The organism is Microbacterium sp. Z6_144 (genome assembly GCF_057197625.1).
Genome location: NZ_JBXVPT010000001.1, coordinates 1,734,421 through 1,760,179 on the forward strand (window position 1 = coordinate 1,734,421; position 25,759 = coordinate 1,760,179).

The following is a 25,759-nucleotide window of genomic DNA, read 5'->3' on the forward strand; positions in this document are numbered from 1 at the left end:
CGGCCGAAGAGGGGTCTCATGGAGCTGCTGCCGACAATTCGGACTCCGCGCGACATCGACGCGCTGAGCCTTAGCCAGCTGCAGCAGCTCGCCGCCGAGATCCGTGCGTTCCTGGTGGAGAACGTCTCCCGCACCGGCGGCCACCTGGGTCCGAATCTCGGTGTCGTGGAGCTGACCATCGCCCTGCACCGCATTTTCGATTCCCCGGCCGACCCGATCATCTTCGACACGGGCCACCAGTCCTACGTCCACAAGCTGCTCACGGGCCGGCAGGACTTCTCCAGTCTCCGCTCGCGCGGAGGCCTCGCCGGCTACCCGCAGCGGTCGGAGAGCCCGCACGACGTCGTGGAGTCCTCCCACGCGTCGAGCTCCCTCAGCTGGGCCGACGGCATCTCCCGCGCATTCAGCCGCACCGGTCGGCGCGACCGGCACGTCGTCGCCGTCGTCGGCGATGGCGCGCTGACGGGGGGAATGACGTGGGAGGCGCTCAACAACATCAGCGACGACAACGATCGCAACCTCGTCATCGTCGTCAACGACAACGGCCGCTCGTACGCGCCGACCATCGGCGGGATGGCGCGCTATCTGAACCGCGTGCGCACCAACGACGCGTACCGCACGCTGCACCGCGGATCGGATTCGCTGTTCCGGCGCCTGGGTCCCGCGGCGCGTGCGCTGTACCGCGGGGTGCGCGGTGGCACGCACGGGTTCCTCTCGCGCTTCGTCAACAACGCCGCGCTGTATTCGAACCTCGACATCAAGTATCTGGGCCCGGTCGACGGCCACGACCTCAAGGTGCTGATGGAGACACTCGAGCTGGCCAAGTCCTACGGCGCTCCCGTCATCGTCCACACGATCACGGAGAAGGGCCGCGGCTACGCGCCGGCGCTCAGTGACGAGGCCGACCAGTTCCATGCGGTGGGACGCATCGACCCGGTGACGGGGGAGCCGCTGTCCCTCAGCGGCGGAGACGACTGGACCGACGTGTTCGCGCGGGAGCTCACCGAGATCGGCGCCGAGCGCGAGGACGTCATCGCGATGACTGCGGCGATGCTGCGCCCGACGGGTTTGCAGTTGTTCGCGGAGCGGTTCCCTGAGCGGGTGTACGACGTGGGCATCGCCGAGCAGCACGCCGTCGCGTCGGCCGCGGGACTGGCCTTCGGCGGACTGCACCCCGTCGTGGCGATGTACGCCACCTTCATGAACCGCGCTGTCGATCAGATGCTGATGGATGTGGGACTCCACGGTGCCGGGGTGACCTTCGCGCTCGACCGCGCCGGAGTGACAGGACCCGATGGCCCCAGTCACCACGGCATCTGGGACCTGGCGATGCTGCAGCTCGTGCCGCACATCCGCATCGCCGCGCCCCGCGACGCGGCGCGCCTCCGCGAGGAGCTGCGCGAGGCGGTGGGTGTGGATGACGCGCCGACGGTGGTGCGCTACCCGAAGGGCAAAGCCGCCCCCGACCTTCCCGCGATCGAACGGCTGCCGGACGGCGTCGACGTCCTGGTCCGGCCTGAGGCGGAGGACGTCCTCCTCATCGGGATCGGGCCGATGGCGCATGTCGCGGTCGACGTCGCCGACCGGCTGCGGGCACAGGGCATCGGGGCCACGGTGGTCGACCCGCGCTGGGTGATCCCGGTCCAGCCGTCGATTGTTGCGCTGGCCGGCCGTCACCGCCTCGTCATCACGATCGAAGACGGCATCCGTGTCGGCGGCGTCGGCACTCGCATCCGCCAGGTGCTGCGCGAGGCCGGCATCGACACCGCCGTGGACGAGCTCGGTGTGCCGGATGAGTACATCCCGCATGCCTCTCGCGACGAGATCCTCGAGGACGCGGGCCTGACACCGGCGAAGATCGCGCAGGATGTGGTGTCGCAGGTGCTCGGCACCCGCATCCCCGTCGCCCGCCCGACGGAGCAGCAGCCGGCCTGGCTCGTGGACGTCGCCGCCCGTCGCGACGACCAGGATCGCTGACTGCAGCCCGAACCCGCACGAGCGCGAAGAGGGCGGCCCCACAGGGAGCCGCCCTCTTCTGCCTGCTGCCGTCAGGCGCCGATGCCGCGGATGGGCGGGTGGTGGAACGTGTCGCCGAACGCCCGCTCCGATGCGCCCTCCCGGTCGAGGTACGGCGAGGCCCCGCCGTCGATGAACGGCCAGCCGGCGCCCAGGATGAGGCACAGGTCGATGTCTTCGACCGCGGGCACCACGCCCTCGTCGAGCATGATCTTGATCTCCTCCGCCAACCCCTCCTGCACACGGCGCAGGATGACGTCGGCCGAGGCGGGGGATGAGCCGACCGCCGGCTTGAGAAGCTTCTCTGCGGCCCTGGTCCAGCCGGTCACGCGGCCGCCCTTGTCCTTCTCCACCACGGTGGGCAGCTCGGCCAGGGTGTGGAAATTCTCGTTCGCGTAGAACCGGTCAGGGAAGGCGCGCACCATCGTGTCCTGCACATGGGCGGCGACCTTCCAGCCGACCAGGTCGATGAGCTGGAACGGCCCCATCGGCAGACCCAGCGGAGCGAACGCCTTCTCCACGTCCACGATGGGGGTGCCCTCATACAGGGCACGCGCCGCTTCGCCCATGACCTTGGCCAGCAGGCGGTTCACGACGAAACCGGGTGAGTCGGCGGTGAGCACGGCGTTCTTGCCGAGGTTCTTGGCAACGACGAACGCCGTCGACAGTGCGGCATCCGACGTGCTCGGGGTGCGCACGATCTCGATCAGGGGCATGACGGCGACCGGGTTGAAGAAGTGGAAGCCGACCAGGCGCTCGGGGTGCGCGAGGTTCGCACCGATCGCCTCGACCGACAGTGAGGACGTGTTCGTCGCGAGGATCGCGTCGTCGGCCACCAGGGATTCGATCTCGGCGAAGACCTGCTGCTTGACGCCGACCTCCTCGAACACCGCCTCGATGACGAAATCACAGTCGGCGTACTCGCTCTTGTCGGTCGTTCCGCGCACGAGGGCCCGCAGGCGGTTCGCACCGTCGGAGTCGAGTCGCCCCTTCGCCTCGAGCTTGCCGATCTCCTCGTGGATGTGGGCCACGCCCTTGTCCACCCGCGCCTGGTCGAGGTCGGTGATGAGCACGGGGACCTGCAGCTTGCGCACGAACAGCAGCGCGAACTGACTGGCCATGAGACCGGCCCCGATGATCCCGACCTTCGTCACCTTCTTCGCCAGCGCCTTGTCCGGGGCGCCCACGGGTCGCTTCGCGCGCTTCTGCACGAGGTCGAAGGCGTACATGGATGCGGCGAACTGGTCGCCCACGATGAGGTCTGCCAGCGCCTCGTCTTCGCGTGCGAAACCGTCCGCCTTCGTGCCGCTGCGAGCTTTGTCGAGCAGATCCAGTGCGACGTAGGGCGAACGGGGGACGGTGCCGATGCGGCTTTCGAGCATGCCGCGCGCCATCTTGATCGCGATGGGCCACTTGGTGAGGCGCTCGATCTTGCCGGGCTCGTTCTTGCGCGTGACCTTGATCGCGCCGGTCAGCACGCCGTCGGCGAAGCGCAGCGAATCCTCGAGGTAGTTCGAGGCGGGGAAGATGGCGTCCATGATCCCCAGGTCGAACGCCTGCTTCGGCTTGAGCGTCCGGTTCTGCTTGAGCGGGTTGGAGATGACCACCTCGAGGGCATTCTCGATGCCGATGAGGTTCGGCAGGAGGTACGCCCCGCCCCAGCCGGGGATGATGCCCAGGAAGACCTCCGGCAGCGCGATCGCGGCGGCCGAGGCATCCACGGTGCGGTACGTGGAGTTCAGCGCGATCTCGAGGCCGCCGCCGAGAGCGAGGCCGTTCACGAACGCGAACGAGGGAACGCCCAGCTCGGAGAGCGAGCCGAGCACCTGGTGTCCGCGCTGTGCGATGAGCCGCGCGACATCCTTCGACGGCAGGTTGGCCACCTCGGAGAGGTCGGCTCCCGCTGCCAGGATGTACTGCTTCCCGGTGATGGCGACCGCGTGGATCTCGCCGGCAGAGGCGCGTGCCTTCAGCTGGGCGAGCGTGGCGCCGAGCTCTGCCAGCGTCGCCGGACCAAGCGTGTTGGGGCGCGTGTGGTCACGACCGTTGTCGAGGGTGATCAGGGCGAGCACCCTGCCCGAGGCGAGCCGGATGTCGCGCACACGCGAGTGCGTGATGACCTCATCGGCGGACAGGGACTCCAGGACGGTGAAATCGATGTCGTCGTAGTTGGTCATTGGCGCTTACTTCCGCTTCTTTCCGTTGAAGTAGGGGTTCTCCCAGATGACGGAGCCGCCCTGGCCGAGGCCGACGCACATGGCCGTCAGGCCGTAGCGCACGTCCGGGCGCTCCCGGAACTGGGAGGCGAGCTGGATCATGAGACGCACACCGGACGCCGCGAGGGGGTGTCCGACGGCGATCGCGCCGCCCCAGGGGTTCACGCGCGGGTCGTCGTCGGCGATGCCGAAGTGGTCCAGCAGGGAGAGCACCTGGATCGCGAACGCCTCGTTCAGTTCGAACAGCCCGATGTCATCGATCGTGAGGCCGGCCTTGCGCAACGCCTTCTCGGTGGAGGGGATCGGACCGATCCCCATGATCTCCGGCTGGACACCGGCGAAACCGAACGAGACCATGCGCATCTTGGGCTTCAGCCCGAGTTCCTTGACGGCGTCTCCGCCGGCCAGGAGGGAGATGGTCGCGCCGTCGGTCAGCGGCGACGAGGTACCCGCCGTCACGCGCCCGTGCGGGCGGAACGGCGTCTTGAGCGTCGCAAGGCCCTCCATCGTCGTCTCGGGACGGCGGCCCTCGTCCTCGGTGGCCAGGCCCCACGCGCCCTCGGCATCCTTGACGGCGACGGAGACGAGGTCGGGCTGGATCTTGCCGGCCTCGTACGCCGCCTGCAGCTTGTGCTGGCTCAGCATCCCGTAGCGGTCGGCGCGCTCCTTCGTCAGGTGCGGGAAGCGGTCGTGGATGCGCTCAGCCGTGACACCCATGTTCAGCGCGCCGGGGTCGACGAGCTTCTCCGCGACGAACCGCGGGTTCGGGTCGGAGTTGGCCCCGATCGGATGACGGCCCATGTGCTCGACACCGCCGGCCAGAGCCACGTCGTACTGACCGAAGCCGATCGAGGCTCCCATCGTGGACACCGCGGTCATCGCGCCCGCGCACATCCGGTCGATGGCCAGGCCCGGCACGGTCATCGGCAGCCCCGCGAGGATCGCTGCCGTCCGTCCCAGGGTCAGACCCTGGTCACCGGTCTGCGATGTCGCAGCAATGGCCACGTCGTCGATGCGGTCCTTCGGAACGGCGTCGTTGCGCTCCATCAGCCCGATGATCGCCTTGACGATGAGGTCATCGGCGCGGGTGTTCCAGTACATGCCTTTTTCGCCGGCGCGTCCGAACGGGGTGCGCATGCCATCGACGAAGAAGACGTCCGAGATCTCGGCCACTCTGCCTCCAAAAGTAGGGATGCCGCCAGCCTAGGAGGGGCCCCGCGGCGCCCCGAATCGGTTGGATCGAACCTACGAAGCGTCCGCCGCGGCCTCCTCCGGCTCGTTGACGGAATCAACAAAGGCATCGGCGATTAGCTGTGCGGTCTGCTCAATCTGCCAGGGCCGGGCCCCGAGCTCCCGCAGGGCGAGGCCGATCTCCTCAGCGGTGAGTTCCCGCGGGGGAGCCCACGCGAGGCGCCGCAGCGACTCCGGCGTCAGCAGGTTCTCCGTCGGCATGCCCAGCTCTTCCGCGCGCGCCTCCACCACCGGACGCACCGCCCGCAGGCGCGCGTCGGCTTCCGGGTTGCGATCGGCCCACGCGCGCGGTGGCGGAAGGGAGTCCGAGGGCACGCGGTCGGGCGGGAGCTCGGTCGCGGCACGCCCCTCCACGATGGCGTTCCACCACCGGTCGATCTGCGAGCGACTGGCCCGACCGTTGAACTCCTTGATGCTCGCGAGTTCCTGCTTGGACTGCGGATCGCCGAGTACGGCGGCCACGAGCGACCGATCCGGGACGAGGCGCCCAGGCGCGACATCCTGGTCGCGCGCGAAGTCCTCGCGCGCCTGCCACAGAGATCGGGCGACGGCGAGAGCGCGACGCCCGCGCACGGCGTGCAGCCCGCTGAGACGCCGCCAGGGGTCCTCCCGAGGCGGCTTGGGCGTGCGCTCGCGCACCGCTGCGAACTCCTGGGCGGCATACTCGGTTTTGCCCTGCTCGGCGAGCTGAGCCACGAGCGCATCGCGCACGTCGACGAGGTGCGCCACGTCCAGCGCCGCGTACTCGAGCCACGACTGCGGCAGCGGACGGGTCGACCAGTCGGCGGCGGAGTGCGCCTTGGCGAGGGAGATGCCGAGAGTCGACTCCACGACGGCGCCGAGGCCGACGCGCTCGTGTCCGAGCAGGCGTGCGGCCAGCTCGGTGTCGAAGATCTCGCTGGGGTCAAGGCCCCGCTCGCGGAGTGACGGCAGGTCCTGGCTCGCGGCGTGGAAGACCCATTCCGCATCACTGATCGCCTCTTGCAGAGGCGAGAAGTCCTCGATCTCGGACGGGTCGAACAGATAGATCCCAGCCCCCCGGCGGAAGACCTGGATGAGGTAGGCGCGTTGCGAGTAGCGGAAGCCCGAAGCCCGCTCGACGTCGACGGCCACGGGCCCGGTTCCGTTACGAAGCGCGGCGACAGCCGCCGAGAACCCGTCCGCGTCGGCGATCACGGCATATTCAGTCACCTACAGACCTCCGCGCGCCGAACACGGCGATTCCCTCTGAGCCCGGCGGTAGACCGGCCAGCATGCATACGAGCTCCGCCCATGCTTGCACGTGCGGCCCGAACGAACCCTGTGGGGTCCAGGACGCACGCAATTCGATCTGCGCGCCGTCGCCCTGGGCCGCGAGCGACCCGAAGCCCTTCGACAGCGTCTTGGTCGCCGTCCCCGACGCCGAGTGGTACACCGCACCGCGAGATGCCAGTGCGTCGGTCAGCCATGACCACGCGACATCCGCCAGCAGCGGGTCGGTGCCGATCTCCGTCTCCAGGGGCGCCTGCGCGAAGCACACGATGCGCCAGGCCCCTTCCCACGGCTCGGGCTCGTCGGGGTCGTGGAGGAGGATGAAGCGCCCCGTGCCGTACGGCGAGTCGGTGACTCCGTCCTCCGGGCGCACGTCACCGGCCAGCGCGAGGGCGTCGGGTGCGAGGCCTGCGGGCGCGGGGATCTCCCGGACGGCGAAGTCGGAGCGGAACGCGAGGGATCGCAGTTCTTCGGCTGCGTGCGCGAACGCCGACGAAGACCCGTCGGGAGGAAGGTCGGTCACGGCGACAGACTAGAGTGAGGCCTCGATGAACGCCTCCAGGCGCGCCGCGAGCCCCGGCGCCTCACCCCGGTACGCGGGCGTCCTCCGCACCTCGATCGCGCTGGCGGCGCTATCGCTCGGCGTTGTGGCCACCGCGATCGGGGCGATCTCGCTGCGGGTCGCCCGTCGAGTGGTCACCCCGGCCACACGCGTGCCCGATACCCGCATCGTCGACTTGGACACGGCCGCGCAGACCATCACGCTCGAGCGCAGCCCCGACACCGAGTTGCCCGGCCGCTACGGGCTGTTCACGACCGGCACGCTGCCCTACGTCAAGCTCGGTTCGGTGCTCTCCGAAGACGCGCGCACCGTCAAACGCAAGCTGCTGACGCACGTGAGCATCGGGGCTCGCCTGTCTCCGGATGCGTCGTTCAGCGGCTGGTACTTCGATCGTCCGGAAGACCTGCAGCTGCCGTTTCGGAGTGAACTGATCGGCGCCTCGGTCGGGCCGTGCCCCGCGTGGATCTTCCCGGCGGCCGAGGAATCGGACCTGTGGGTCATCCAGGTGCACGGCCGCGGCACGACGCGCGCCGAGGGCCTGCGCGCCGTGGCGCTCTTCCACTCGCTCGGCTACACCTCGATGCTGGTGTCGTATCGCAACGACGGAGAGGCCCCGCGCAGCCGGACCGGGACCTACACCCTGGGCGCCACCGAGTGGCGCGACGTGGATGCGGCGATCGGGTACGCGCGCCGTGCCGGCGCGCGCCGCGTGGTGGTGATGGGCTGGTCCATGGGCGGGGCCATCGCGCTCCAGGTGGAACTGAACTCGCCCCACCAGGACGTCATCGTCGGACTGATTCTGGAGTCGCCAGTGGTCGACTGGCGCGTCGTGCTCGGGTATCAGGCCCGTCAGCTGCGCCTCCCGGCTCCCGTGACCGGACTCGCGCTGAGCGCGCTGGGGTCGGAATGGGCAGCTCCTGTCGCCCGCACCGGGACGGCGATTCCGTTCGACCGTCTCGACGGCGTCGCGCGCGCGGCCGAGCTGCACCACCCGATCCTCCTGCTGCACAGCGATGACGACGGGTTCGTGCCCTCCGACGCATCCCACCTGCTGGCCGCCGCGCGACCCGATCTCGTGGAGATGCACACCTTCTCCGTCGCGCGGCACACCAAGCTGTGGAACTACGACCAGGAACGGTGGTCCACCGCGATCACGGAGTGGTTGCGCCGCCAGGGGCTGACGTCCGAGGGCGCAGACGCAGATAGCTGAACGCCGCCTCGTCGACGAGCATCCCGACCACGTCGGTGTCCAGCCGAGCCGCGACGGGCAGGAAGGGCGTGCTGGCCGCCTCCAGCACGGGAGCGACGGTAACGCAGTATTCGTCGATCGCCCCGGCGGCGGCGAAGCGTTCGGCCAGTGACGGCCCGCCCTCGCAGACGACCCGTCCCATTCCGCGGGCCGCCAACGCCTCGACGATCGCCTGCGGGTGCAGGTCGCCGGCATCGCCGGGGACAGGCACAACCACGGCCTCGGAGACATCTGCTCGCGCGCGCACCTCATCCGCTCGGCCGGCGGGGCACACGAGAAGCACCCGGTCGGCGGCGCCCGTGAGGCGGTGACCGGCCAGATCGCCGCTCGACGTCACGATCGCCAGCCGGGCGAGGCGAGGAACCTGGTATCCCTCGGCTCGCACGGTGGCCGCCCCCACGACCACGACGTCCGCATGCGCACGGATGATTCCGAGCAGCGCCCGGTCGGTCGGGCTGGTGAGGGTGTTGCTCGTGCCGTCCGCGCCGGCTGCGGCGCCGGTGAGGGAGGTGATCATGTTCAGACGCACGTAGCGGGAATCGTCCCGCGCGTACACCGACTCGAGCCAGGCGCGGCCGTCGGCGTCGGAGATATCGTGGTCGCCCGAGGCGGAGGGGACGACCTCCCTCACCCGCATGTCAGGCCGCGCGCTTGGCGCGCACCTGGCGCTTGGCGCGCAGCAGCATTCCGGTCATCCCCGCGATGCGGAGGGGGCTGACCGCACGGGTGAGCCCGATGCTCCGGGGGAAGTCGTCCGGAATCGCGAGCACCTCGTCCGCGCTGAGCCCGCTCATGCCCTGCACGAGGATGCTGGCGAATCCGCGGGTGGTCGGCGCCTCGGCGGGCGCGGTGGCGTGCATCGCGACGCGATCGTCGGCGTCCACGTCCACCACGATGTACACGGGCGACTGGCACTCCACGACCCGTTCGCACATCTCCGGGTGCCCGTCGTACTGCGCGGGGACGGACGGCAGCTCCTGCGAATACTCGAGCAGCAGCTGAAGCCGGTCCGGCTCCTCGAGTTCGAGGAACTCGTCACGGATGGCGGCCAGCGGTGCGGGAAGGGCGGTTTCGGACATCCCCGCTATCATCCCACGCTCCGCATGGTGGCGGACGGGATCGCCGTCACGCCACGGCCTCGTCGACGGTCACGGCGCCTGCCGCAGCGCCCCCGGCTCGCTCCCGGTGGCGATGGGCACGCGCACAGCGCTGCCCCATTCGGTCCACGAGCCGTCGTAGTTGCGCACGTTCTCGAACCCGAGGAGGTGCCGGAGCACGAACCACGTGTGGCTGGAGCGCTCACCGATGCGGCAGTACGCCACAATCGAGTCGCTGTCCGTCAGCCCTGCGTCTTCGCGGTAGATCTTGTCGAGTTCTGCGCGCGGCTTGAATCCGCCGTCCGCGGCCACGGCCTTGGCCCACGGCACGTTCTGCGCGGTCGGGATGTGACCGGCCCGCAGAGCGCCCTCTTCGGGGTACGCCGGCGCCGTAGTCCGCTCGCCGGAGTACTCCTCGGGGCTGCGGACATCGACCAGCGGCTGGCCGAGGTGGGCGAGCACGTCCTCCTTGTAGGCCCGCAGCAGCGCGTCGTTGCGCTCGACCACCGGGTAGTCGGTGGGGGCGGGGGCGGGCGCGTCGGTGGTGATCGGGCGTCCTTCGGCGATCCACTTGTCGCGTCCGCCGTCCAGGAGCCGCACGTCCTCGTGACCGAACAGCGAGAAGACCCACAGCGCGTAGGCGGCCCACCAGTTGTTCTTGTCTCCGTAGATGACGACGGTGTCGTCGCGGGAGATGCCCTTGCGGCTCATGAGTTCGGCGAAGCCCGCGCCGTCGATGTAGTCGCGCACGACGGGGTCGTTCAGTTCGGTGTGCCAGTCGACCTTGACCGCACCCGGGATGTGGCCGATCTCGTAGAGGAGGACGTCTTCGTCGGATTCCACCACCGCCAGGCCGGGCTCGCCCAGGTGCGCCTCGAGCCATTCGCCGGTGACCAGCCGCCCGGGCGCGGCGTACTCGGCGAACTTCTCGGACGTGGTGTCGAACTCGACGGTCATGGTGGCTCCTCGGGCGGGACGGTGGGTGGTTCGGCGTAGGCTGGACACGCCTCCTTCGACTCTAGATCCGCTCCGGGGGGCGCGCTCCACGTTCTTAAGACGGCGACACAGGACGGCGAATGACCTCGACAGGCACCTCCACCGCGACCGGGATCGTCCATCTGGCGGATCGGACTCCCGAAGTGACCGGCTCGGACATGGTCGCAGCGCTGGTCCCCCCGCCCCAGTTCGACCAGGCGACGTTCGACTCGTACCGCGCTGACGACGCCTACCCGTCGCAGCGGGAGGCGAAGGAGACGTTGATGGCGTTCTCCGGCGCGGGAGCGCCCGCGGCCCGCGGCGGATTCTTCCGCCGCGCCAAGAAGGCGCCGCAGACGAAGCCCGGGGTGTACCTGGACGGCGGGTTCGGCGTCGGCAAGACGCACCTGCTGGCATCGATCTACCACGCCCTGCCGGCTCGCCGGAAGTACTTCGGCTCGTTCATCGAGTACACGGCCTTGGTGGGGGCGCTGGGTTACCAGAACACCGTCGAACTGTTCCGCGGCGCCGACCTCCTCTGCATCGACGAGTTCGAGTTGGACGACCCGGGCGACACCATGGTGATGACGCGGATGCTGGGGGAGCTGGTCTCCTCGGGGACCCGTCTGGCCGCGACATCCAACACCCCGCCCAACGCGCTCGGGGAGGGACGGTTCGCCGCGCAGGACTTCCTGCGCGAAATCCACGCGATGGCGTCCAGTTTCGACACGATGCGCATCGACGGCACCGACTACCGCCAGCGCGCGATCGACGGCACGGCCGTCGTGCGCACCCCCGACGAGTACGCGGCCGAGCTCGAGGCGGCCAGCGCGACCGGTGTCGCGTCCGACGACGAGTTCGCCGCTCTGGTCTCCCACCTCGCGCGCGTGCATCCCTCGCGGTTCATCCGTCTCCTCGACGACGTCACCCTGATCGGGATCCGCGACGTCACCGTGCTGGAGGACCAATCGGCCGCGCTCCGCCTCGTCGCGTTCATCGACCGCGCCTACGACGCGCAGATCCCGCTCCGGGCCACCGGCGTCCCGCTGAACGCGGTTTTCGGTGCTGAGATGCTCGCGGGCGGCTACCGCAAGAAGTACCTTCGCGCGATCTCGCGTCTGGTCGCCCTGACCCACGCGTGAGTCCGGCCGGTCAAGGATCCGGGTGATCCTCGGGGTGCGCCGAAACACGATGTTTACCCGCACGCGCTGCCCGTAACACGCCGGAAACAGCGCACGGAAGGCGGTGGTAACCCGCGGTGGGGACACTGGGGGCACCCGACGCGACACCTGCGTCCCTGCAGAGAGGTTCTCTCCAAGATGGATCAAGGCAACACAGCATTCATCCTGATAGCGGCAGCACTCGTCCTGTTGATGACCCCAGGACTCGCGTTCTTCTACGGCGGCCTGGTCAAGGCCAAGAGCGTCATCAGCATGATGATGATGAGCTTCGGGGCGATGGGCCTCATCGGCGTGATCTGGGTCCTCTACGGCTACGCCATCGCCTTCCCCGGAGCTGAGGGGATCATCGCACCCTGGTCGATCGATTGGTCGGCTCTCGGCCTGTCGAGCCTGCTGGAGACTCCGGAGGACGCGGCCTACCCGCCGCTGGCCTTCGTCGCCTTCCAGGCCACCTTCGCCATCATCACCGTCGCACTCGTCTCGGGCGCCATCGCCGACCGCGCCAAGTTCGGGGCGTGGATGGTCTTCGCCGCGCTGTGGGCCACGATCGTCTACTTCCCCGTCGCCAGCTGGGTGTTCAACTTCGGCCTGGGTGACGATGGCTCCTTCGCCTACGGCGGCTGGATCACCTACGGGATGCAGGAGTGGTTCGGCGTCGGCGCGATCGACTTCGCCGGTGGCACGGCCGTCCACATCAACGCCGGCGCCGCAGCCCTCGCCCTCGCGCTGGTGCTCGGCAAGCGCGTCGGGTTCCAGAAGGGCGTGCACGTCCCGCACAACCCGCCGTTCGTCCTCCTCGGTGCCGGCCTGCTCTGGTTCGGATGGTTCGGCTTCAACGCCGGCTCCGAGCTCGCCGCCGACGGCACCGCCGCGCTCGCCTTCGTCAACACGATCGCCGCTCCCGCTGCCGCTCTGCTGGCCTGGCTCCTGGTCGAGAAGCTCAAGGATGGCAAGCCGACGTCGGTGGGTGCCGCATCCGGTGCCGTCGCGGGCCTCGTCGCCATCACGCCGGCCTGCGCGTCGCTGACGCCGTTCTGGGCGATCGTGCTGGGCCTGATCGCCGGCGCCGCGTGCGCCCTCGCGGTGGAGCTGAAGTACCGGTGGGGCTTCGATGACTCGCTGGACGTGGTGGGCATCCACCTCGTCGGTGGTCTGATCGGAACCCTCTACCTGGGCTTCTTCGCCAACGGCACCGGCCTGGTCTACAGCGGCGAGTTCACGCAGCTGCTCGTGCAGGCCATCGCCGCCATCGCGGTTCTCGTCTACTCCTTCGTCCTGGCCTACATCATCGGCTTCGCGATCGAGAAGACCATGGGCTTCCGCGTGAAGAACGAGGACGAGGTCGCCGGCATCGACACCATCGTCCACGGTGAAGCGGGATACGTTCTGGCCGACAGCCGGGACTGACCCACACCGTCCGAAGGGGCGTCGCGGAGTGATCCGCGGCGCCCCTTCGCCGTGCCTGCACGCTCGCTAAGGTGTGCGTGTGCCGTCTCGACTGGTCTCCGCGCTCACCCGTCTCCTCCGCCCTTCGACGCGGCGCGCCGTGGGGCCGAAGCCGGCTTCAGGTGGCGACCCCGGAGGGTCGGGCACGACCGCCACAGTGGAGCTGGTGCCACCAGGCGCGCAGGGCCTGGTCATCGCCTACGCCCCTGATGCGGACGGTGCGCCGGACGCGGGCGAGATCGTGTGGACCTGGGTTCCCTACGAGGAGCGCGACGGTCGCGGCAAGGATCGCCCCGTGCTCGTCATCGGACGGCAGAGCCCCGACCGCGTCTACGCCGTTCGCCTCACGAGCACCGCGCATGACGGCTCTGCCGACTACGTGGCGCTCGGCCCGGGGGAGTGGGACGCCCGGCACCGGCCCTCCTGGGTGGACATCAGCCAGCTCTACAGCGTGCACGAGCACGGCATGCGTCGCGAAGCATCCGCCCTCGACGCCGCCCGCTTCGCGCGCGTGGCGGAGGGTCTGCGTCGTCGGTACGGCTGGCGCACCGGCGCCTGAGCGCGTTCCGCAAGGTATCCGCGATGCTTCCTGAAGTAACCCTGAAGACGCCCAAATGAGCGCCAGCTGACCGCTAGCGTTGCAAATGCGTTCGGGCCACTGGGGAGTGGCGAGAACGGCAAAGACGGACTGCCGAATGCACGCAATCGGATTCGAACCGCCTGGGGGTTGCGGGAGAAGCTGAGCGCGTGCGGCAGACCGAGCTGTGACCGGGGTGACCCGGGAACAACCAAGCCCCCGGCCGACATCCGCAAGGATGCCAGCCGGGGGCTTCACTACGTATGCCGGGGCCGGATATGGTCGCCGCATGAGCGCTGCCGTCGCCGAGCCGTCCACTCACCGCCGCCGCCGCGTCAGCCGGACGCTCATCCTGTCGCTGGGGATCTTCATCATCCCGTTCGCGCTCGTGCTCGCATGCAACAGCTGGGGGCCCCTCACCGAGGACACAGCGGTTCGAATGGCGTTCGCCGCTGTCGCCGGCCGGACCATCGCAATCCTCGCCGCCGCCGCCGCACTCGGCGTCACACTCTGGGAGAGGCGATGGCGGCAAGTCCCGCTGTTTGCGTTCGTCGCTGTCCTGGTGGCCTTCTACGCGCTCGGCGGTATGGCCTCTGACGGCGAGCTTCTGCTGACCCGCCTCGAACTGGTTGCGGAGGTCGACCGACTCAACCAGTGAGCCTGATAGCTGGCGGTTCTGGCGGCGACGCGCGGGTTCAACCTGCGGATACTCGGTGGTGGGCGATACCGGACTCGAACCGATGACCTCTTCCGTGTGAAGGAAGCGCGCTACCAACTGCGCCAATCGCCCGTCGGCCCCGCAGGGCCGTGGTCGATATTACCGGATGCCGCGTCCGCCGCTGACCGCGTGGCCCGGCGACACGCTCGGGGCGTGCTGGTTTGAAGGAGGGGTCGGGATGGGATAAAGTCATTCGAGTGCCCGGGGAAACCTGGATACGCGGATGTAGCGCAGTTGGTAGCGCACAACCTTGCCAAGGTTGGGGTCGCGAGTTCGAGTCTCGTCATCCGCTCGAGTGGATCGCCACCCGGGGAAACCCGAAAGCCGATCACGACACGTGGGTCGAACCACACACGGTGGCGTGGCCGAGCGGCTAGGCACCGGCCTGCAAAGCCGTTTACACGGGTTCGAATCCCGTCGCCACCTCCACTCACACAACTGAACAGCCTTCTTAGGCGCGATTGGCGCAGCGGTAGCGCGCTTCCCTGACACGGAAGAGGTCACTGGTTCGATCCCAGTATCGCGCACAACAAAACCCCCGGATTTCCGGGGGTTTTCTGCGTTGTCGGCGTGCGTCCGCCCCCCGGTTCGGGGCAGCGCTGGTGAAGATCACACGCTCCTTATCGCGCGCGGCGCGTGGTTGGGCTACCTTCAGGTTCAGGCCGCCACCGCGAACAACCTGTCGCGAGAGGGCCCTCCACGTCATGGTGGCTCATCGCTCCCGGGAGCGATGAGCCACACCCAGTGCTAGCCGTATGCAGCCTTCGACCGACCACTGAAACAGGAATCGAAATGGGTGAACTTCTGACGAGTGAGGCGGGTGTCTACCTGGCGTCTCTCGTCTTCGGCATCGGTCTGGGCCTCCTCATCAAGGCGGAGTCCCGCCGGGCGTGGGTGGGCTTCGTTCTGGTCTTTGTCGTCTTCCTCGCTCTGATCTGGCCGTACCTTACGCAGGCGGTGTGGGCTGGCCCACTGTTCGTTGTCGCGCTAGGTGTCACGGCATTGTTGTCCGCCGTGGCGGAGCATGGGTCCAGCCCATTGCCGGTCGGCGAACCGTACTGGCGAAAGGTCCTCCTCCTCTTCATCCACGGCCGGAAGGTGAGGGCCGCGGCGAGATCTGAGCGTCAGGAAGACCTCTAGGGAGCCTCAGCGCTCCGCAATGGCACGGCTGACACACCAAGCTGAGCCGACCACGTCCCTCCGGATGCGGCGTCGCGGTCACCGCAGGTACGCGTCGACGACGAGAGGGCCGCGGATGTCGCGGAGGGTGTCCACGACGCGATCGACGCCGCGCTGCCCGAGCGCGTTCAGCTGCAGGTCGTAGGGGCCGAGCTTCTCCAGCTTCCCCGTCCGGATGCGCACGACCTCCCATCCCGCGGTGCGCAGCAGCCGATCCTTCCTCCGGTCGGACTGCTCGCGAGCGCCGACGTGCTCGAGCCCGTGGCGGCCGGTGCTGTCGTACTCCACGGCGATGTGCAGCTCCGGGAGGAGGATGTCGGGCCAGACCTCGAGGTGCTCGAAGAAGGGTCGCGCGGTGCGGACCGCGTTGAGCCCTGGGGTGAGAGCGAGGCGCGCGAACAGTTCGGCACGCAGGCGTGCTTCAACGGCCGACGCGGGTTTCGGTGCGCATTCGCTCACGAACGCATCACCGGCGGGCAGCTCCGGCGTCTTCGCGCAGAGCACTCTCTTCGCCTTGGGCGGCCGGGGCGGGGAGTCCGGCGTTCGGACGGGCACGGGCCTGGCCAGCGCGGCGCAGTCCGGGCACCAGGCCGACCGGCGGCGTTCCCGCCCCGGCCGGCAGCGCTGCTCGGCGGGCGTCGCGGCGAATCGGTGACCGGCATCGCACTCCCAGCACAGCAGCACATCGGCGGCCGGAGGGATCTGCGTGAGAGTGATCCCGGCGTTCAGGTCGGGGTGGTACTGCCGGATCAACATCGGGTAGGGCGCCCATGCCTCGCAATACGTCCCCACCGGATAGGGCACGTCGGCGCCCTTGGAGAGCTGCCGACGCGCCCACCACAGCTCGACGCGCTCCGCCATGCGCGTGACCATAACGCCAACCACCCCCAGGCACGCGGCTCCGGCTCGACGTCGCCGCAGACGCTTCGGGATGCGGTGGCCATGTCGTCGCTCACACCTAGGGTCGGGGTGGCAGGAGGCAGGGCGGTGGGGACGAATCGGCGATACGCGCATCGCGTCGACGCGCGCATGGATGACCGCATCCTCGAGCGCGTCTCACGCGATGGGCCGCTGCAGACGCTGTCTCAGGGGGAGCTGGAACTCGACCGGCATCCGCTCACCATCACGCCGATCCCCGAACCCGTGCGGGCGTGGGTGCGCTTCGGCGACAGCCCGGTGCGGGTGGATGCCGAGGCCCTGCGATGGACGCCGCGGGCCATCGGCATCCGGTTCCGGGTGGGCGAGACGCAGATGCGGACGTGGGTATGGGCCTCGGCGGTCGAACGCCCGGCCGGCTCGAACCCGCCGGCCTGAGAGCGAGATTCGTTTCACACGGGCGGTTCAGCGCCACGGCCGGGTTCGCCTCGCGGCCGGGTTCGCCTCACGCGCGTCGGCCGCGAACGGTGAGCACGCCGAGACCGACGATGACCAGGAGCAGGATGACCGCGAGCCCGCCCATTGCGGCGAGCGGGGTGACCACGAGGGTGGCCACGCCGATTCCCACCGCGGGCACGCTCAGTCCGAGGTAGGAGACCAGGAAGAGCCCCGCGAGCGCCTCGCCCCGCCTCTCCGAGGCCGCCCCCGCCGATACCGTGCCGACCGCGGCGGTGAAGAGCATGCCGGCGCCCGCACCGGAGAGGATGCCGCCGACGAGGAAGGCCGGCAGGCTGACGGCCGCCATTCCGACGACGAGCACGACGAGGCCGGCCGCGAGGGCGGCGAGTCCATAGAGCCGTCGGCTCGCGAGCGCCATCCGGGTCGTCGCGGTCTGGGCCACCGCAGCAGTGGCGAAGACGACGAAGACGACGCCTCCCGCCACCGCGCGGGACGACTCATCCAGAGACCCGGCGATGAACCCCGGCGCGACCGAGGTGAAGAGTCCGAGCAGGGCGAACGCGACGAATCCCGAGGCCAGCGCGCCCAGGAACGCCACGCGATCACCGTGCTGCGCGCTCACCCGCTGCGGACGGTAGCGCGGCTTCACGAGGCGCTCCTCGACCGTCTCGGGGGTGAGCAGCACCCCGATGACGCTGAGCACGAGCAAGACGGCGAAGACCACGTACGGCGTGGTCAAGGGGGCGTCGACGTACTGTGCGAGCAGGCCCGCGATGAGCGGCCCCGAGCCGATGCCACCGAGGTTGGCGGCCGTCGAGACGATCTCGAAGCGGCGCTTGGACGCATCGGGCCGGTGCTTCGCGTGCAGGTCGTGCAGGTGCGCCGTCGCGGTGGCGGTCAGCATCCCGATCCCGAGTCCCGAGAGGAGGCGGGCGACGAGGATCGCCCACAAGTCCGGAACCGTGAGGAAGAGGACGGCAGCGGCCAACTCCAGCGCGAGGGCGGGAAGGAGGATCTTCTTCCGCCCGACCCAGTCGGAGACATGTCCGGCGAGGATCAGGCTGACGATGACCCCCACCCCGTACGCCGCGAAGATGATCGTGATCGTGAACGTGGAGAACCCGTCGCGCTCCTGGTACAGGGGATACAGCGGCGCAGGCACGGCCGAGAACGCCATCGCCACGAAGAACGCGAACGCGATCATCCAGAACCCGGCGTGATGGCGCACGTGCGTACGCGTCCGTCGGTGGAGGGCAGGGTGGATCGGGACGGGTGCGGTGGCAGCGGACACGCGGGGCTCCAGAAAAGTGGTGGGATCACCAGCCTGCGCTTCGGTTCCGATCAAGTCCAACGCCTAATCCCGGTGAGGATGATCGCGATCGGCGATAATTGACGAATGGAGTTACGCCACCTGGAGTATTTCGTCGCCGTCGCCGAGGAGCGCAGCTTCACCCGGGGCGCGGCGCGGGTGCACGTCGTGCAGTCGGCGGTCTCAGCGGCGATCAAGTCGCTGGAGAAAGAGCTGGGCGCGGTGCTGCTGGAGCGCAGCACCAAGCGCGTGGAGCTCACGGAGGCCGGGGCAGCACTCCTCGTGGAGGCGCGCAAGACCCTGCAGGCTGCCGCAGATGCGCGGGATGCGGTCGGCGCTGTGCAGGGCGGAATCCGCGGCACCGTCCGGATCGGGACGATGACGTCGGTCGGGATCGTCGATCTGGCTGCCATCCTCGGGCGGTTCCGTGTGCGGCACCCTCACGTCTCGGTGCAGGTGACGGCGGCACCGAGCGGGGGTTCGCAGGGGCTCGTCGAAGCCCTGGGGGAGAGGCGACTCGACCTCGCACTCGTGTCGATGCCCGGAGGTCGCCCGGCCTCGATCGAGCTGGTCGATGTCGCCCGGGTACCGATCGACCTCATCGTGCCGACCGGGCACGCGCTGGCGGCGCACGGCTCCGCGCGGCTCGGCGACCTCGCTGGTCTCGACTTCATCGACTCTCCCGTCGGCTACGGCAATCGCACGCTGGTCGATCGGGCCTTCAGCGACGCCGGAGTGTCCCGCCGGGTGACCATCGAGGTCGCGGACGTGGGGACCATCAGCGACTTCGTCGGGCATGGGCTCGGAATCGCCCTGCTCCCGCGGTTCGCCATCCGCGCCGACGCGGCGGTGAGCACTGTTCCCCTCCTCGACGCCGAACTCCTGTGGCCGATGTCGCTCGCCAGTCCGGCAGATCGTCGTCCAAGCGCGGCAGCGGCGGCCCTGATCGAGCTCATCCGAGAAACGCTCGCCGACACCCGCTGAGGGCTGCATCCCTCTCCGACGCGCACGCGCTTCGCGGCGCCGCCGGGTCTGGCAGAGTCGTGGGGGGTACACGCGTGCCCCCCAGACCCCGAACGGAACCCCCGATGCGCAAGCCGATGATCCCGACGCTCACTCTTCTCGCCGCCGCGGCTGTCTTCGCGTTGACCGGATGCGGCGGACCCGCCGAACCGAGCCCGACCCCGACGCCGAGCACGTCGGCCAGCCAGGAGCCCACGACGGAGAGCTCGGCGCCCGCCGCCGGGGAGCAGACCGTCGAGGAGGCATGCCTCATCGCGAACGACACCATGGCGTCGGTCCAGGAGGACGTGAACGCCGCGCTCACCGATCCGTCGGACCAGGCCGCCGTGATGTCAGCGCTGGAAACCATCGAGACCGGCCTCGGCGACGCCGCGGGGCAGATCACGAATAACGAGGTGGGAACGGCCCTCAGCGCCTTCCAGGCTCAGTTCGCGTCCTTCGCCGATCAGCTGGTGGCCCTGCAGTCAGGCACACCGACCGAGGAGCAGGTCGCCGCAATGCAGACGGCCGCCGCCGACCTGCAGACATCCGCGGAGGGCATGCGCGACATCTGCGGCTGAGCGGCGATGCGGGTGCTCACTCCGCGTCGTCGGGCCGGTCGGTGGCGCCCCAGGGCTGCTCCCAGCGGTAGGTGACGTCCTCGTCCACCGCGTCGCTGCGCGAGGCGGGGTCGATGGAGAGGAACAGCGCCGTGCCACGCAACCGGTACGCCAGGGCGTTGACCCCCATCCGAGCGCCGCGCACAGGTCGCGTACGGCGCCGTGAACGTCCAGCCACAGCGTCACACCCGGCGTCCACGGCCCCCGCACACATCGCGCCGGTGCGGACGCGATCACCCGCGCCGCGGGTTCCGGACGGTGACGTCACCGCCCAGTACCACGGCAGCCGACCAGACCGCCGAGGCGCCCTCTCAGCCCTTCACGGCCCCCGACGTGAGCCCCTGGACGATGTACTTGCTGGCGAAGGCGAACAGCACCATGGTCGGGATGATCGTCAGCACGGCGGCGGCGGTCATCGAACCCCAGTCGATGTTGTAACTGGTGATGAACCCGTTCAGCGCCGTCGGCACCGTCTTGTTCGCGTCCGATGTCAGCAGCGTGACGGACAGGAACAACTCGTTCCAGCAGCTGACGAAGTTGAAGATGAACGCGGCGACGATCCCCGGGGTCATGACGGGCACGATCACCCGGAACAGCGCCGTGATGCGGCTGCATCCGTCGATCATGGCGGCTTCTTCCAGGGCGTCGGGAACGTTCTCGAAGAACCCGCGCAGCAGGATCGTGGAGAACGGTATGCACATGGCGATGTACACCAGCACGAGTCCCGTCCGGTCGTTGACGAGGTTCAGGTCGACCATCAGCTGGTAGAGCGGACCGAGTGCGATGAAGCCGGGGATCATCTGGGTGACGAGGAAGGCCATCAGCACCGTCGTCTTCGCACGGAACTCGAAGCGGGCCAGGATGTACCCCGACAACAGCGAGATCAGAGTGACCAGTATCGCGGCCACGACGGACACGATGATGCTGTTGAGCAGGTACGTGCCGAAATTCGACACCCGGAACAGGTTCTCGAAGTTCTCGAACGAGAACGTCTGCGGCCAGTACTCCACCGGAAAGGCGTAGATGTCGTTGCGGGGCTTCAGCGCCGTCACGACGATCCAGTAGAGGGGGAAGAGGGTGATGACCAACCAGATCCCCAGCGCCACGAAGCGCACGATCTTGCTGGTCCGGGACTGTGTGGTGATCACCGGGAGACCTCCTTCTTCTCCCGCGTCGCCAGCAGGTAGAACACCGCGAAGATCGCGAGGACGAGCATGACGATCAGGCCCAGGGCACTGGCGCGCCCGAACTCTCCCTGCTGTGTGGTGGCGATCATGTAGCTCGTGACGATGTGCGTGCGACCCCCGGGACCCCCGGCGGTCATCCCGAAGATGAGATCCGGGAAGTTGAAGATCCAGATCGTTCGCAACAGCACGGTCAGCGCCAAGGTGGTGCGGATGTAGGGGATGGTGACGTTCCAGAAGACGCGCAGCTTCCCCGCACCGTCCAGCGCCGCCGCCTCGTAGAGCTCATCGGGCACCGACTGCAACGCGGCGAGGATCATGATGGCGAAGAAGGTGACGCCGTACCAGACGTTGGCGATGATCACCGCGGGCATCGCCAGCGCCGGCGTCGCCAGCCAGGGCAGCGGACTGTCGACCAGGCCCGACCGCATCAGCAGGTCGTTGATGACGCCGAACTCGCTGTTGAACATCCAGCGGAAGAGGATGCCGATGAGAAAGCCCGAGATCGCCCACGGGAAGAACACCAGCGCCTGGTACACACCGCGGAAACGGAACTTGCGCCGCATCCACAGGGCGAGTGCGAAGCCGATCACGAACTGCGGCACGATCGACCCGACGACCCAGACGATCGTGTTGCCGACGGTGTTGTAGAACAGCGGGTCGGACAGGACGGCGCGGAAGTTCTCCAGGCCGGTCCAGGGCTGCTCGGTGACGTTGTAGATCGTCCAGGTGCGGAATGCCCCGAGGCTGCCGGAGACCATCGGGTAGTAGGTGAAGACGGCGACGAACAGGAATGCGGGCGCCAGGAACAGAGCGATCGTCCCCGCGCGGCGGCGCGTGAACGCCCGCCGCCGCGAACCGCGATCACCCGAGGGGCGCTCGGGAGCGGCGTCCGCGGGGGGACGCCGCTCCCGGAGTGTGTCGACCACGCGTGTCAGCTCTCGGACGCGTACTTCTCAGACCAGAAGACATCCCACCCGGCCAGCAGGTCCTCCGTGGTGAGGTCACCGAGCAGCACCGACTGCAGTTCCCGGTCGGCCTTCTCTTCCCACTCGGTCCACCACGCGACGCCACGCGGCTGGATGACGGTCATGTACGTGTCCGGCTGCTCGTTCATCGCGACGTACGTGGCCCACGGTCCCTCGCTGAAGAACGGGTCGTCCTGCGCCGAGGTCACGATCGGAATGAGCGAGTTGCCCTTCGCGAAGGTGAGGGGAGCCTCGCCGGAGGAGAGGAACTTCACCAGCTCGACGGCTTCTTCCTTGTGCTCGCTGCTCTCGGCGACACCCCATCCGGCCGAGGCGAGCGGCTGTGCCGCCTTGCCGGAGGGTCCGACCAGCAGCGGCGTGGTGCTCCACTGGTCTTCGGTGAGTGTCGAGTCGTCGCGGATCGTCGCGATGACCTCGGGATCCTGCAACAGGAACGCCGTCGAGCCGGACGCGAAGCCCTGCACCATCTCCGGGTAACCCCACGCGATCGACGAGGGCGGGGAACCGGTCTGGAAGAGCTGCACATAGTCGTCCATCGCCTGCTGCGCCTCGGGCGTCGAGAAGACCGTGGACCCGTCCTCGAGAAGGAACGCGCTCTCCGGGTCGATCAGGTCCGCTGCGTAGGCGGTGATGATGGCGGCGGCGTTGGAGGCACCGTTCGTACCGCCGCGGAACGCGTAGCCGTACGTGTTCGACGACGGGTCGTTGATGGCCGCGGCCATCTCGATCATGTCCTCCCAGCTGTGGGGCGGCTCGTCGAAGCCTGCCTCGGCGATGAGGTCGGTGCGGTAGAAGAGGCTCAGCCCGTAGAAGCCATAGGGGATCAGATAGGTCGGACCCCCCTCGTTGGCGAAGGAGGCGGCGTTCGGGGTGAGTTCGTCCCAGCCCTCCCAGTCCTCGAGGTCGGCGCTCATGTCGTAGATCCAGTCGTTGGCCGTGAACGGGCCCACGGTCGAGTCCTGCACCTCGAGCACGTCGACGCCGTCGCCCGCCTGCAGCATCTGCTGCACGGTGGTGAGGGCCTGCTCGTTCGGGGGCGAGACGAGTTCCACGGTGACTCCGGGGTTCTCCTCCTCGAACTGCGTGATGAGCTCTCCGAGAATCTCCTGCCGTACCGGGTTGGTCAGCGTCTCGACCATGCGCAGGTTGACCGTGTCATCTCCGGACGACCCCGAGCATCCTGTCAGGGCCAGGGCACTGGCCGCGGTGACGGCTATCGCCGCACTCATCCGCTTATTCATCTGTTCCTCCGATTGTCGTTAGGGCTTCGTTGCACTCAAGGGTTGATCGCCGTGTCACGGCGATCGGCGGGTTAAGACGGGGAGAGATCGGCCACGGCCTGCTCGAGGCTGCCACCGGTGGCGGTTCTGGCCTGGTGGCCGGCGGCGATGACGGGCACGCCGCGCTCGATGAAGCGGGCGTAGTCGTCCGCGGTGTTGTACACGTGAGCGGACAGGCGCAGGAACCCGCGGCCTCCCCACGAGGTGATCGCCGTCTCGAAGCCGAGGCGGGCGAGGGCGGCCGACAGTACGTGCGCGTCGCTCGCGCTGGCCACGAGACCGGGCGGCAGGGCGACGAGGCGCATCATCGGCGCGGGGGCGGCGACGTCCACGGCAGCGGATTCATCCACGGCCTCTTCCAGGGCGGCGGCGACGCTCGCCTGCGCCTCGGTGGCGAGCCGGGTCGCGTAGTCGCGCACCTGATCCCAGCCGAACTCCTCTTCGACGAGGTGAAGGGCGTGCGGCGCGGCGAGGTAGGAGGTGAGGTCGACGGTTCCCTGCGTGTCGAAGCGCATCGGGAAGGGATGCGGCGCGCCCCACGAGTCGATGATCGGGAAGAGCGCGTCCGAGATGCGCGGCGACGCGACGAGCGCCGCCGTGCCGCGGGGGGCGCAGGCCCACTTGTGCAGGTTTCCGATCCAGTAGTCGACGTCTTCGTCGTCCGCGGGCCTGTGCAGCATCCCTGGGGCGTGCGCGGCGTCCACCAGGAGCGGAACGCCGTGCCCGCGCAACCGACGGGCGATGTCGCCCACGGGGAACACCCGGGCGGTGGCGGATGAGATCTGATCCACGATGACGAGCGCTGTGCGCTCGGAGAGGGCGTCCACCAGCGCGTCCGTGACGTCGTCGTCCGATGCCTCCAGGGGGATGGACACTTCGGTCACGACGCCGGCGGCCCGCCGGGCGGTGCGCTCGGCCGCCATCCGAACGGCCCCGTAGGCGTGATCCGTGACGAGGATCTCGGCTCCGCGCGGCAGGTCGAGGGATTGGAGCACGACGGACACCCCGGCGCTGGCATTGGGCACGAGCGCCGTCTGCTCGGGATTCGTACCCAGGAACTCCGCGATGCTCTGGCGCGCTTCCCCCACGCGAGTCGGCAGGCGGGTGAACCATCGGCCCGGCGCGGCGTTCATGAGCCGGATCAGCGCCAGCTGGTGGTCTGTGGTGGCCGTCGGGACGGCGCCGTACGACCCGTGATTCAGATGGACGGCGTCCCTGTCGAGCGGCCACAGGTCACGCGCCGGCACGCCGCTCGCCGACAGCGGCCCGTCAAGCGCCACCAGCGGGTCGGGCTTCATCACATGCACCGCACTTTCACAAGTCATAAGACCTCAGGGGTCTCACGCAAACATTAGGGCGACGGAGCTGACCGTGTAAACCGCTGCTTTCGGCCATATCGAACTTCAGTGCCAATTTGACATAGGGCTAGTCATCTGATGACTATCGCCGGAGACTGGCTGTGAGCACCGCAGAGAGGTTGCCCATGACAGTGATGATGACGGCCCTCAACGGGCTTCGGCAGATGATCTCGTCCGGCTCGCTCGCGCCCGGGCAGCAGTTCCCGCCCGAGGCAGAGCTCTGCCGCGAACTCGACGTGTCCCGCAGCTCCCTGCGCGAGGCGGTCCGGGTCCTGGCCACCCTCGGCGTCATCGAGGTGCGGCACGGATCCGGAACCTATGTGTCGCGGCTGAACCCCGCCGACATCATCCGCGGGTTCTCGTTGACGGTCGACCTCCTCCCACTCGAGGGGCTGCTGCAGCTCTTCGAGATCCGGCGGGCGTTGGAGGGAAACGCCGCGGCGCAGGCTGCAGCCCGCGGCCCGGACGATCTCGTCGCGCGCCTGTCCCAGCTGTGCGACGAGATGGAGGTCAGCGCCGACGGTGATGTCATCGCGGAGCTGGACGACGCGTTCCACCAAGCCATCTGCATGGCGGCGGGCAACCCGACGGTGACCTCTCTCATCAGCGTCGTCCGCTCGCGTGGACGTCACTACCGGATCTTCGATTCCGGACCCGCCGCGCCCGCCAAGCGGGCCAGTGACGAGGGGCACCGCGCCATCGTCGAAGCCCTCGCGCGGCGCGATCCCGCGGCGGCCACGGCGGCGGCGGCCTCCCACGTCGCCCGAACGGAGTACTGGCTCTCGCGCCTGCAGCCCGCCCCGGAGACGTGACGCACCTCGGCGTCGATTCGCCCGGCGCACGGCGGTAGACTCGCGCCATGGAACCCCGGATGCTGCGTGCCCCTGGCGCTGCCGCATCCGCGCGTGCCGAAAAGCGAACGTCCGGCGCCTGAGCGGGCGGGGCGCACGTGCGCCCGAAGCTG

25 protein-coding genes and 4 tRNA genes are annotated in these 25,759 nt (G+C 68.9%); 14 read left to right on the forward strand and 15 right to left on the reverse strand.

The features are described from left to right. Positions 1–18: 18 nt before the first annotated feature. Positions 19–1,977 carry a 1-deoxy-D-xylulose-5-phosphate synthase gene (gene dxs, locus AC2DGY_RS08480; protein WP_484509252.1) on the forward strand — a complete coding sequence of 653 codons (1,959 nt, stop codon included), beginning with the start codon at positions 19–21 and terminating at the stop codon, positions 1,975–1,977. A 71-nt stretch (positions 1,978–2,048) separates the two neighbouring features. Here dxs and AC2DGY_RS08485 read toward each other — a convergent pair whose 3' ends face one another. From AC2DGY_RS08485 to AC2DGY_RS08500, 4 genes are all read right to left on the reverse strand, one after another. Next, complete coding sequence (locus AC2DGY_RS08485) at positions 2,049–4,193, reverse strand: 3-hydroxyacyl-CoA dehydrogenase NAD-binding domain-containing protein (RefSeq protein ID WP_484509253.1); 2,145 nt, start codon at positions 4,191–4,193, stop codon at positions 2,049–2,051. 6 nt (positions 4,194–4,199) lie between these two features. Next, entirely contained in the window at positions 4,200–5,405 is a 1,206-nt protein-coding gene (locus tag AC2DGY_RS08490; RefSeq protein WP_484509254.1) for a thiolase family protein, read from the reverse strand. Between the two features lie 72 nt (positions 5,406–5,477). After that, the gene (locus tag AC2DGY_RS08495) at positions 5,478–6,674 is read right to left on the reverse strand and encodes a ribonuclease D (RefSeq protein ID WP_484509255.1); all 1,197 of its coding nucleotides are present in this window, start codon (positions 6,672–6,674) and stop codon (positions 5,478–5,480) included. Further along, positions 6,667–7,257, reverse strand: coding sequence for a DUF3000 domain-containing protein (locus AC2DGY_RS08500; RefSeq protein WP_484509256.1), 591 nt, complete (start codon positions 7,255–7,257; stop codon positions 6,667–6,669). Before AC2DGY_RS08500 ends, AC2DGY_RS08495 begins: the two co-directional genes overlap by 8 nt. Before the next feature lie 25 nt (positions 7,258–7,282). On the opposite strand from AC2DGY_RS08500, the gene AC2DGY_RS08505 reads away from it, so the two are divergent. Next, on the forward strand, positions 7,283–8,506 hold the full coding sequence (locus AC2DGY_RS08505; RefSeq protein ID WP_484509257.1) for an alpha/beta hydrolase family protein: 1,224 nt from the start codon (positions 7,283–7,285) through the stop codon (positions 8,504–8,506). Here the strand turns inward: AC2DGY_RS08505 and AC2DGY_RS08510 are convergent. From AC2DGY_RS08510 to AC2DGY_RS08520, 3 genes are all read right to left on the reverse strand, one after another. After that, positions 8,448–9,176 (reverse strand): dihydrofolate reductase family protein, encoded by a 729-nt coding sequence (locus AC2DGY_RS08510; protein WP_484509258.1) that lies wholly within the window; start codon positions 9,174–9,176, stop codon positions 8,448–8,450. The two genes, AC2DGY_RS08505 and AC2DGY_RS08510, sit on opposite strands and share 59 nt — an antisense overlap. Before the next feature lie 7 nt (positions 9,177–9,183). Then, positions 9,184–9,624 (reverse strand): SufE family protein, encoded by a 441-nt coding sequence (locus tag AC2DGY_RS08515; protein WP_484509259.1) that lies wholly within the window; start codon positions 9,622–9,624, stop codon positions 9,184–9,186. Between the two features lie 69 nt (positions 9,625–9,693). Then, the gene (locus AC2DGY_RS08520; RefSeq protein ID WP_484509260.1) at positions 9,694–10,599 is read right to left on the reverse strand and encodes a sulfurtransferase; all 906 of its coding nucleotides are present in this window, start codon (positions 10,597–10,599) and stop codon (positions 9,694–9,696) included. A gap of 119 nt (positions 10,600–10,718) precedes the next feature. Here AC2DGY_RS08520 and zapE point away from each other — a divergent pair, with 119 nt between their 5' ends. The 4 genes from zapE to AC2DGY_RS08540 all read left to right on the forward strand — a co-directional run bounded on the left by zapE (position 10,719) and on the right by AC2DGY_RS08540 (position 14,479). Beyond that, positions 10,719–11,759, forward strand: coding sequence for a cell division protein ZapE (gene zapE, locus AC2DGY_RS08525; protein ID WP_484509261.1), 1,041 nt, complete (start codon positions 10,719–10,721; stop codon positions 11,757–11,759). Between the two features lie 177 nt (positions 11,760–11,936). After that, positions 11,937–13,205, forward strand: coding sequence for an ammonium transporter (locus AC2DGY_RS08530; protein WP_484509262.1), 1,269 nt, complete (start codon positions 11,937–11,939; stop codon positions 13,203–13,205). Positions 13,206–13,410: 205 nt separating this feature from the next. Further along, a complete protein-coding gene (locus AC2DGY_RS08535; RefSeq protein WP_484509263.1) occupies positions 13,411–13,803 on the forward strand; it encodes a type II toxin-antitoxin system PemK/MazF family toxin in 393 nt (130 codons plus the stop codon). 307 nt (positions 13,804–14,110) lie between these two features. After that, complete coding sequence (locus AC2DGY_RS08540; protein WP_484509264.1) at positions 14,111–14,479, forward strand: hypothetical protein; 369 nt, start codon at positions 14,111–14,113, stop codon at positions 14,477–14,479. 56 nt (positions 14,480–14,535) lie between these two features. Here AC2DGY_RS08540 and AC2DGY_RS08545 read toward each other — a convergent pair. Next, positions 14,536–14,611: transfer RNA gene (locus AC2DGY_RS08545), tRNA-Val, on the reverse strand. A 147-nt stretch (positions 14,612–14,758) separates the two neighbouring features. On the opposite strand from AC2DGY_RS08545, the gene AC2DGY_RS08550 reads away from it, so the two are divergent. The 4 genes from AC2DGY_RS08550 (at position 14,759) to AC2DGY_RS08565 (ending at position 15,679) form a co-directional block, all read left to right on the forward strand. Then, a tRNA-Gly gene (locus AC2DGY_RS08550) sits at positions 14,759–14,831 on the forward strand. A 63-nt stretch (positions 14,832–14,894) separates the two neighbouring features. Continuing rightward, positions 14,895–14,968: transfer RNA gene (locus AC2DGY_RS08555), tRNA-Cys, on the forward strand. Positions 14,969–14,994: 26 nt separating this feature from the next. Beyond that, a tRNA-Val gene (locus AC2DGY_RS08560) sits at positions 14,995–15,066 on the forward strand. A gap of 265 nt (positions 15,067–15,331) precedes the next feature. Further along, positions 15,332–15,679 (forward strand): hypothetical protein, encoded by a 348-nt coding sequence (locus tag AC2DGY_RS08565; RefSeq protein ID WP_484509265.1) that lies wholly within the window; start codon positions 15,332–15,334, stop codon positions 15,677–15,679. 78 nt (positions 15,680–15,757) lie between these two features. Here the strand turns inward: AC2DGY_RS08565 and AC2DGY_RS08570 are convergent, their stop codons facing one another. Continuing rightward, entirely contained in the window at positions 15,758–16,579 is an 822-nt protein-coding gene (locus AC2DGY_RS08570) for a zinc-ribbon domain-containing protein (protein WP_484509266.1), read from the reverse strand. A 108-nt stretch (positions 16,580–16,687) separates the two neighbouring features. On the opposite strand from AC2DGY_RS08570, the gene AC2DGY_RS08575 reads away from it, so the two are divergent. Further along, positions 16,688–17,032, forward strand: a complete 345-nt coding sequence (locus AC2DGY_RS08575) for a hypothetical protein (RefSeq protein WP_484509267.1) — start codon at positions 16,688–16,690, stop codon at positions 17,030–17,032. Positions 17,033–17,099: 67 nt separating this feature from the next. On the opposite strand, the gene AC2DGY_RS08580 is transcribed toward AC2DGY_RS08575, so the two are convergent. Further along, a complete protein-coding gene (locus tag AC2DGY_RS08580; RefSeq protein ID WP_484509268.1) occupies positions 17,100–18,344 on the reverse strand; it encodes an MFS transporter in 1,245 nt (414 codons plus the stop codon). 105 nt (positions 18,345–18,449) lie between these two features. Between AC2DGY_RS08580 and AC2DGY_RS08585 the strand changes: the two genes are divergently transcribed. Beyond that, positions 18,450–19,346, forward strand: coding sequence for a LysR family transcriptional regulator (locus AC2DGY_RS08585; RefSeq protein ID WP_484509269.1), 897 nt, complete (start codon positions 18,450–18,452; stop codon positions 19,344–19,346). 104 nt (positions 19,347–19,450) lie between these two features. Further along, positions 19,451–19,945, forward strand: coding sequence for a hypothetical protein (locus tag AC2DGY_RS08590; protein ID WP_484509270.1), 495 nt, complete (start codon positions 19,451–19,453; stop codon positions 19,943–19,945). A 16-nt stretch (positions 19,946–19,961) separates the two neighbouring features. On the opposite strand, the gene AC2DGY_RS08595 is transcribed toward AC2DGY_RS08590, so the two are convergent. The 5 genes from AC2DGY_RS08595 to AC2DGY_RS08615 all read right to left on the reverse strand — a co-directional run bounded on the left by AC2DGY_RS08595 (position 19,962) and on the right by AC2DGY_RS08615 (position 24,735). Next, positions 19,962–20,114 (reverse strand): hypothetical protein, encoded by a 153-nt coding sequence (locus AC2DGY_RS08595; protein ID WP_484509271.1) that lies wholly within the window; start codon positions 20,112–20,114, stop codon positions 19,962–19,964. Positions 20,115–20,295: 181 nt separating this feature from the next. Then, complete coding sequence (locus tag AC2DGY_RS08600; RefSeq protein ID WP_484509272.1) at positions 20,296–21,132, reverse strand: carbohydrate ABC transporter permease; 837 nt, start codon at positions 21,130–21,132, stop codon at positions 20,296–20,298. Next, positions 21,129–22,097, reverse strand: a complete 969-nt coding sequence (locus AC2DGY_RS08605; RefSeq protein ID WP_484509273.1) for a carbohydrate ABC transporter permease — start codon at positions 22,095–22,097, stop codon at positions 21,129–21,131. The genes AC2DGY_RS08600 and AC2DGY_RS08605 overlap by 4 nt, the downstream gene beginning before the upstream one ends. A gap of 5 nt (positions 22,098–22,102) precedes the next feature. Beyond that, positions 22,103–23,386, reverse strand: coding sequence for an ABC transporter substrate-binding protein (locus tag AC2DGY_RS08610; RefSeq protein WP_484509274.1), 1,284 nt, complete (start codon positions 23,384–23,386; stop codon positions 22,103–22,105). Positions 23,387–23,469: 83 nt separating this feature from the next. Next, on the reverse strand, positions 23,470–24,735 hold the full coding sequence (locus AC2DGY_RS08615) for an aminotransferase class V-fold PLP-dependent enzyme (RefSeq protein ID WP_484509275.1): 1,266 nt from the start codon (positions 24,733–24,735) through the stop codon (positions 23,470–23,472). A gap of 185 nt (positions 24,736–24,920) precedes the next feature. Between AC2DGY_RS08615 and AC2DGY_RS08620 the strand changes: the two genes are divergently transcribed. Continuing rightward, on the forward strand, positions 24,921–25,607 hold the full coding sequence (locus AC2DGY_RS08620; RefSeq protein WP_484509276.1) for a FadR/GntR family transcriptional regulator: 687 nt from the start codon (positions 24,921–24,923) through the stop codon (positions 25,605–25,607). The last annotated feature ends 152 nt before the right edge of the window (positions 25,608–25,759 follow it).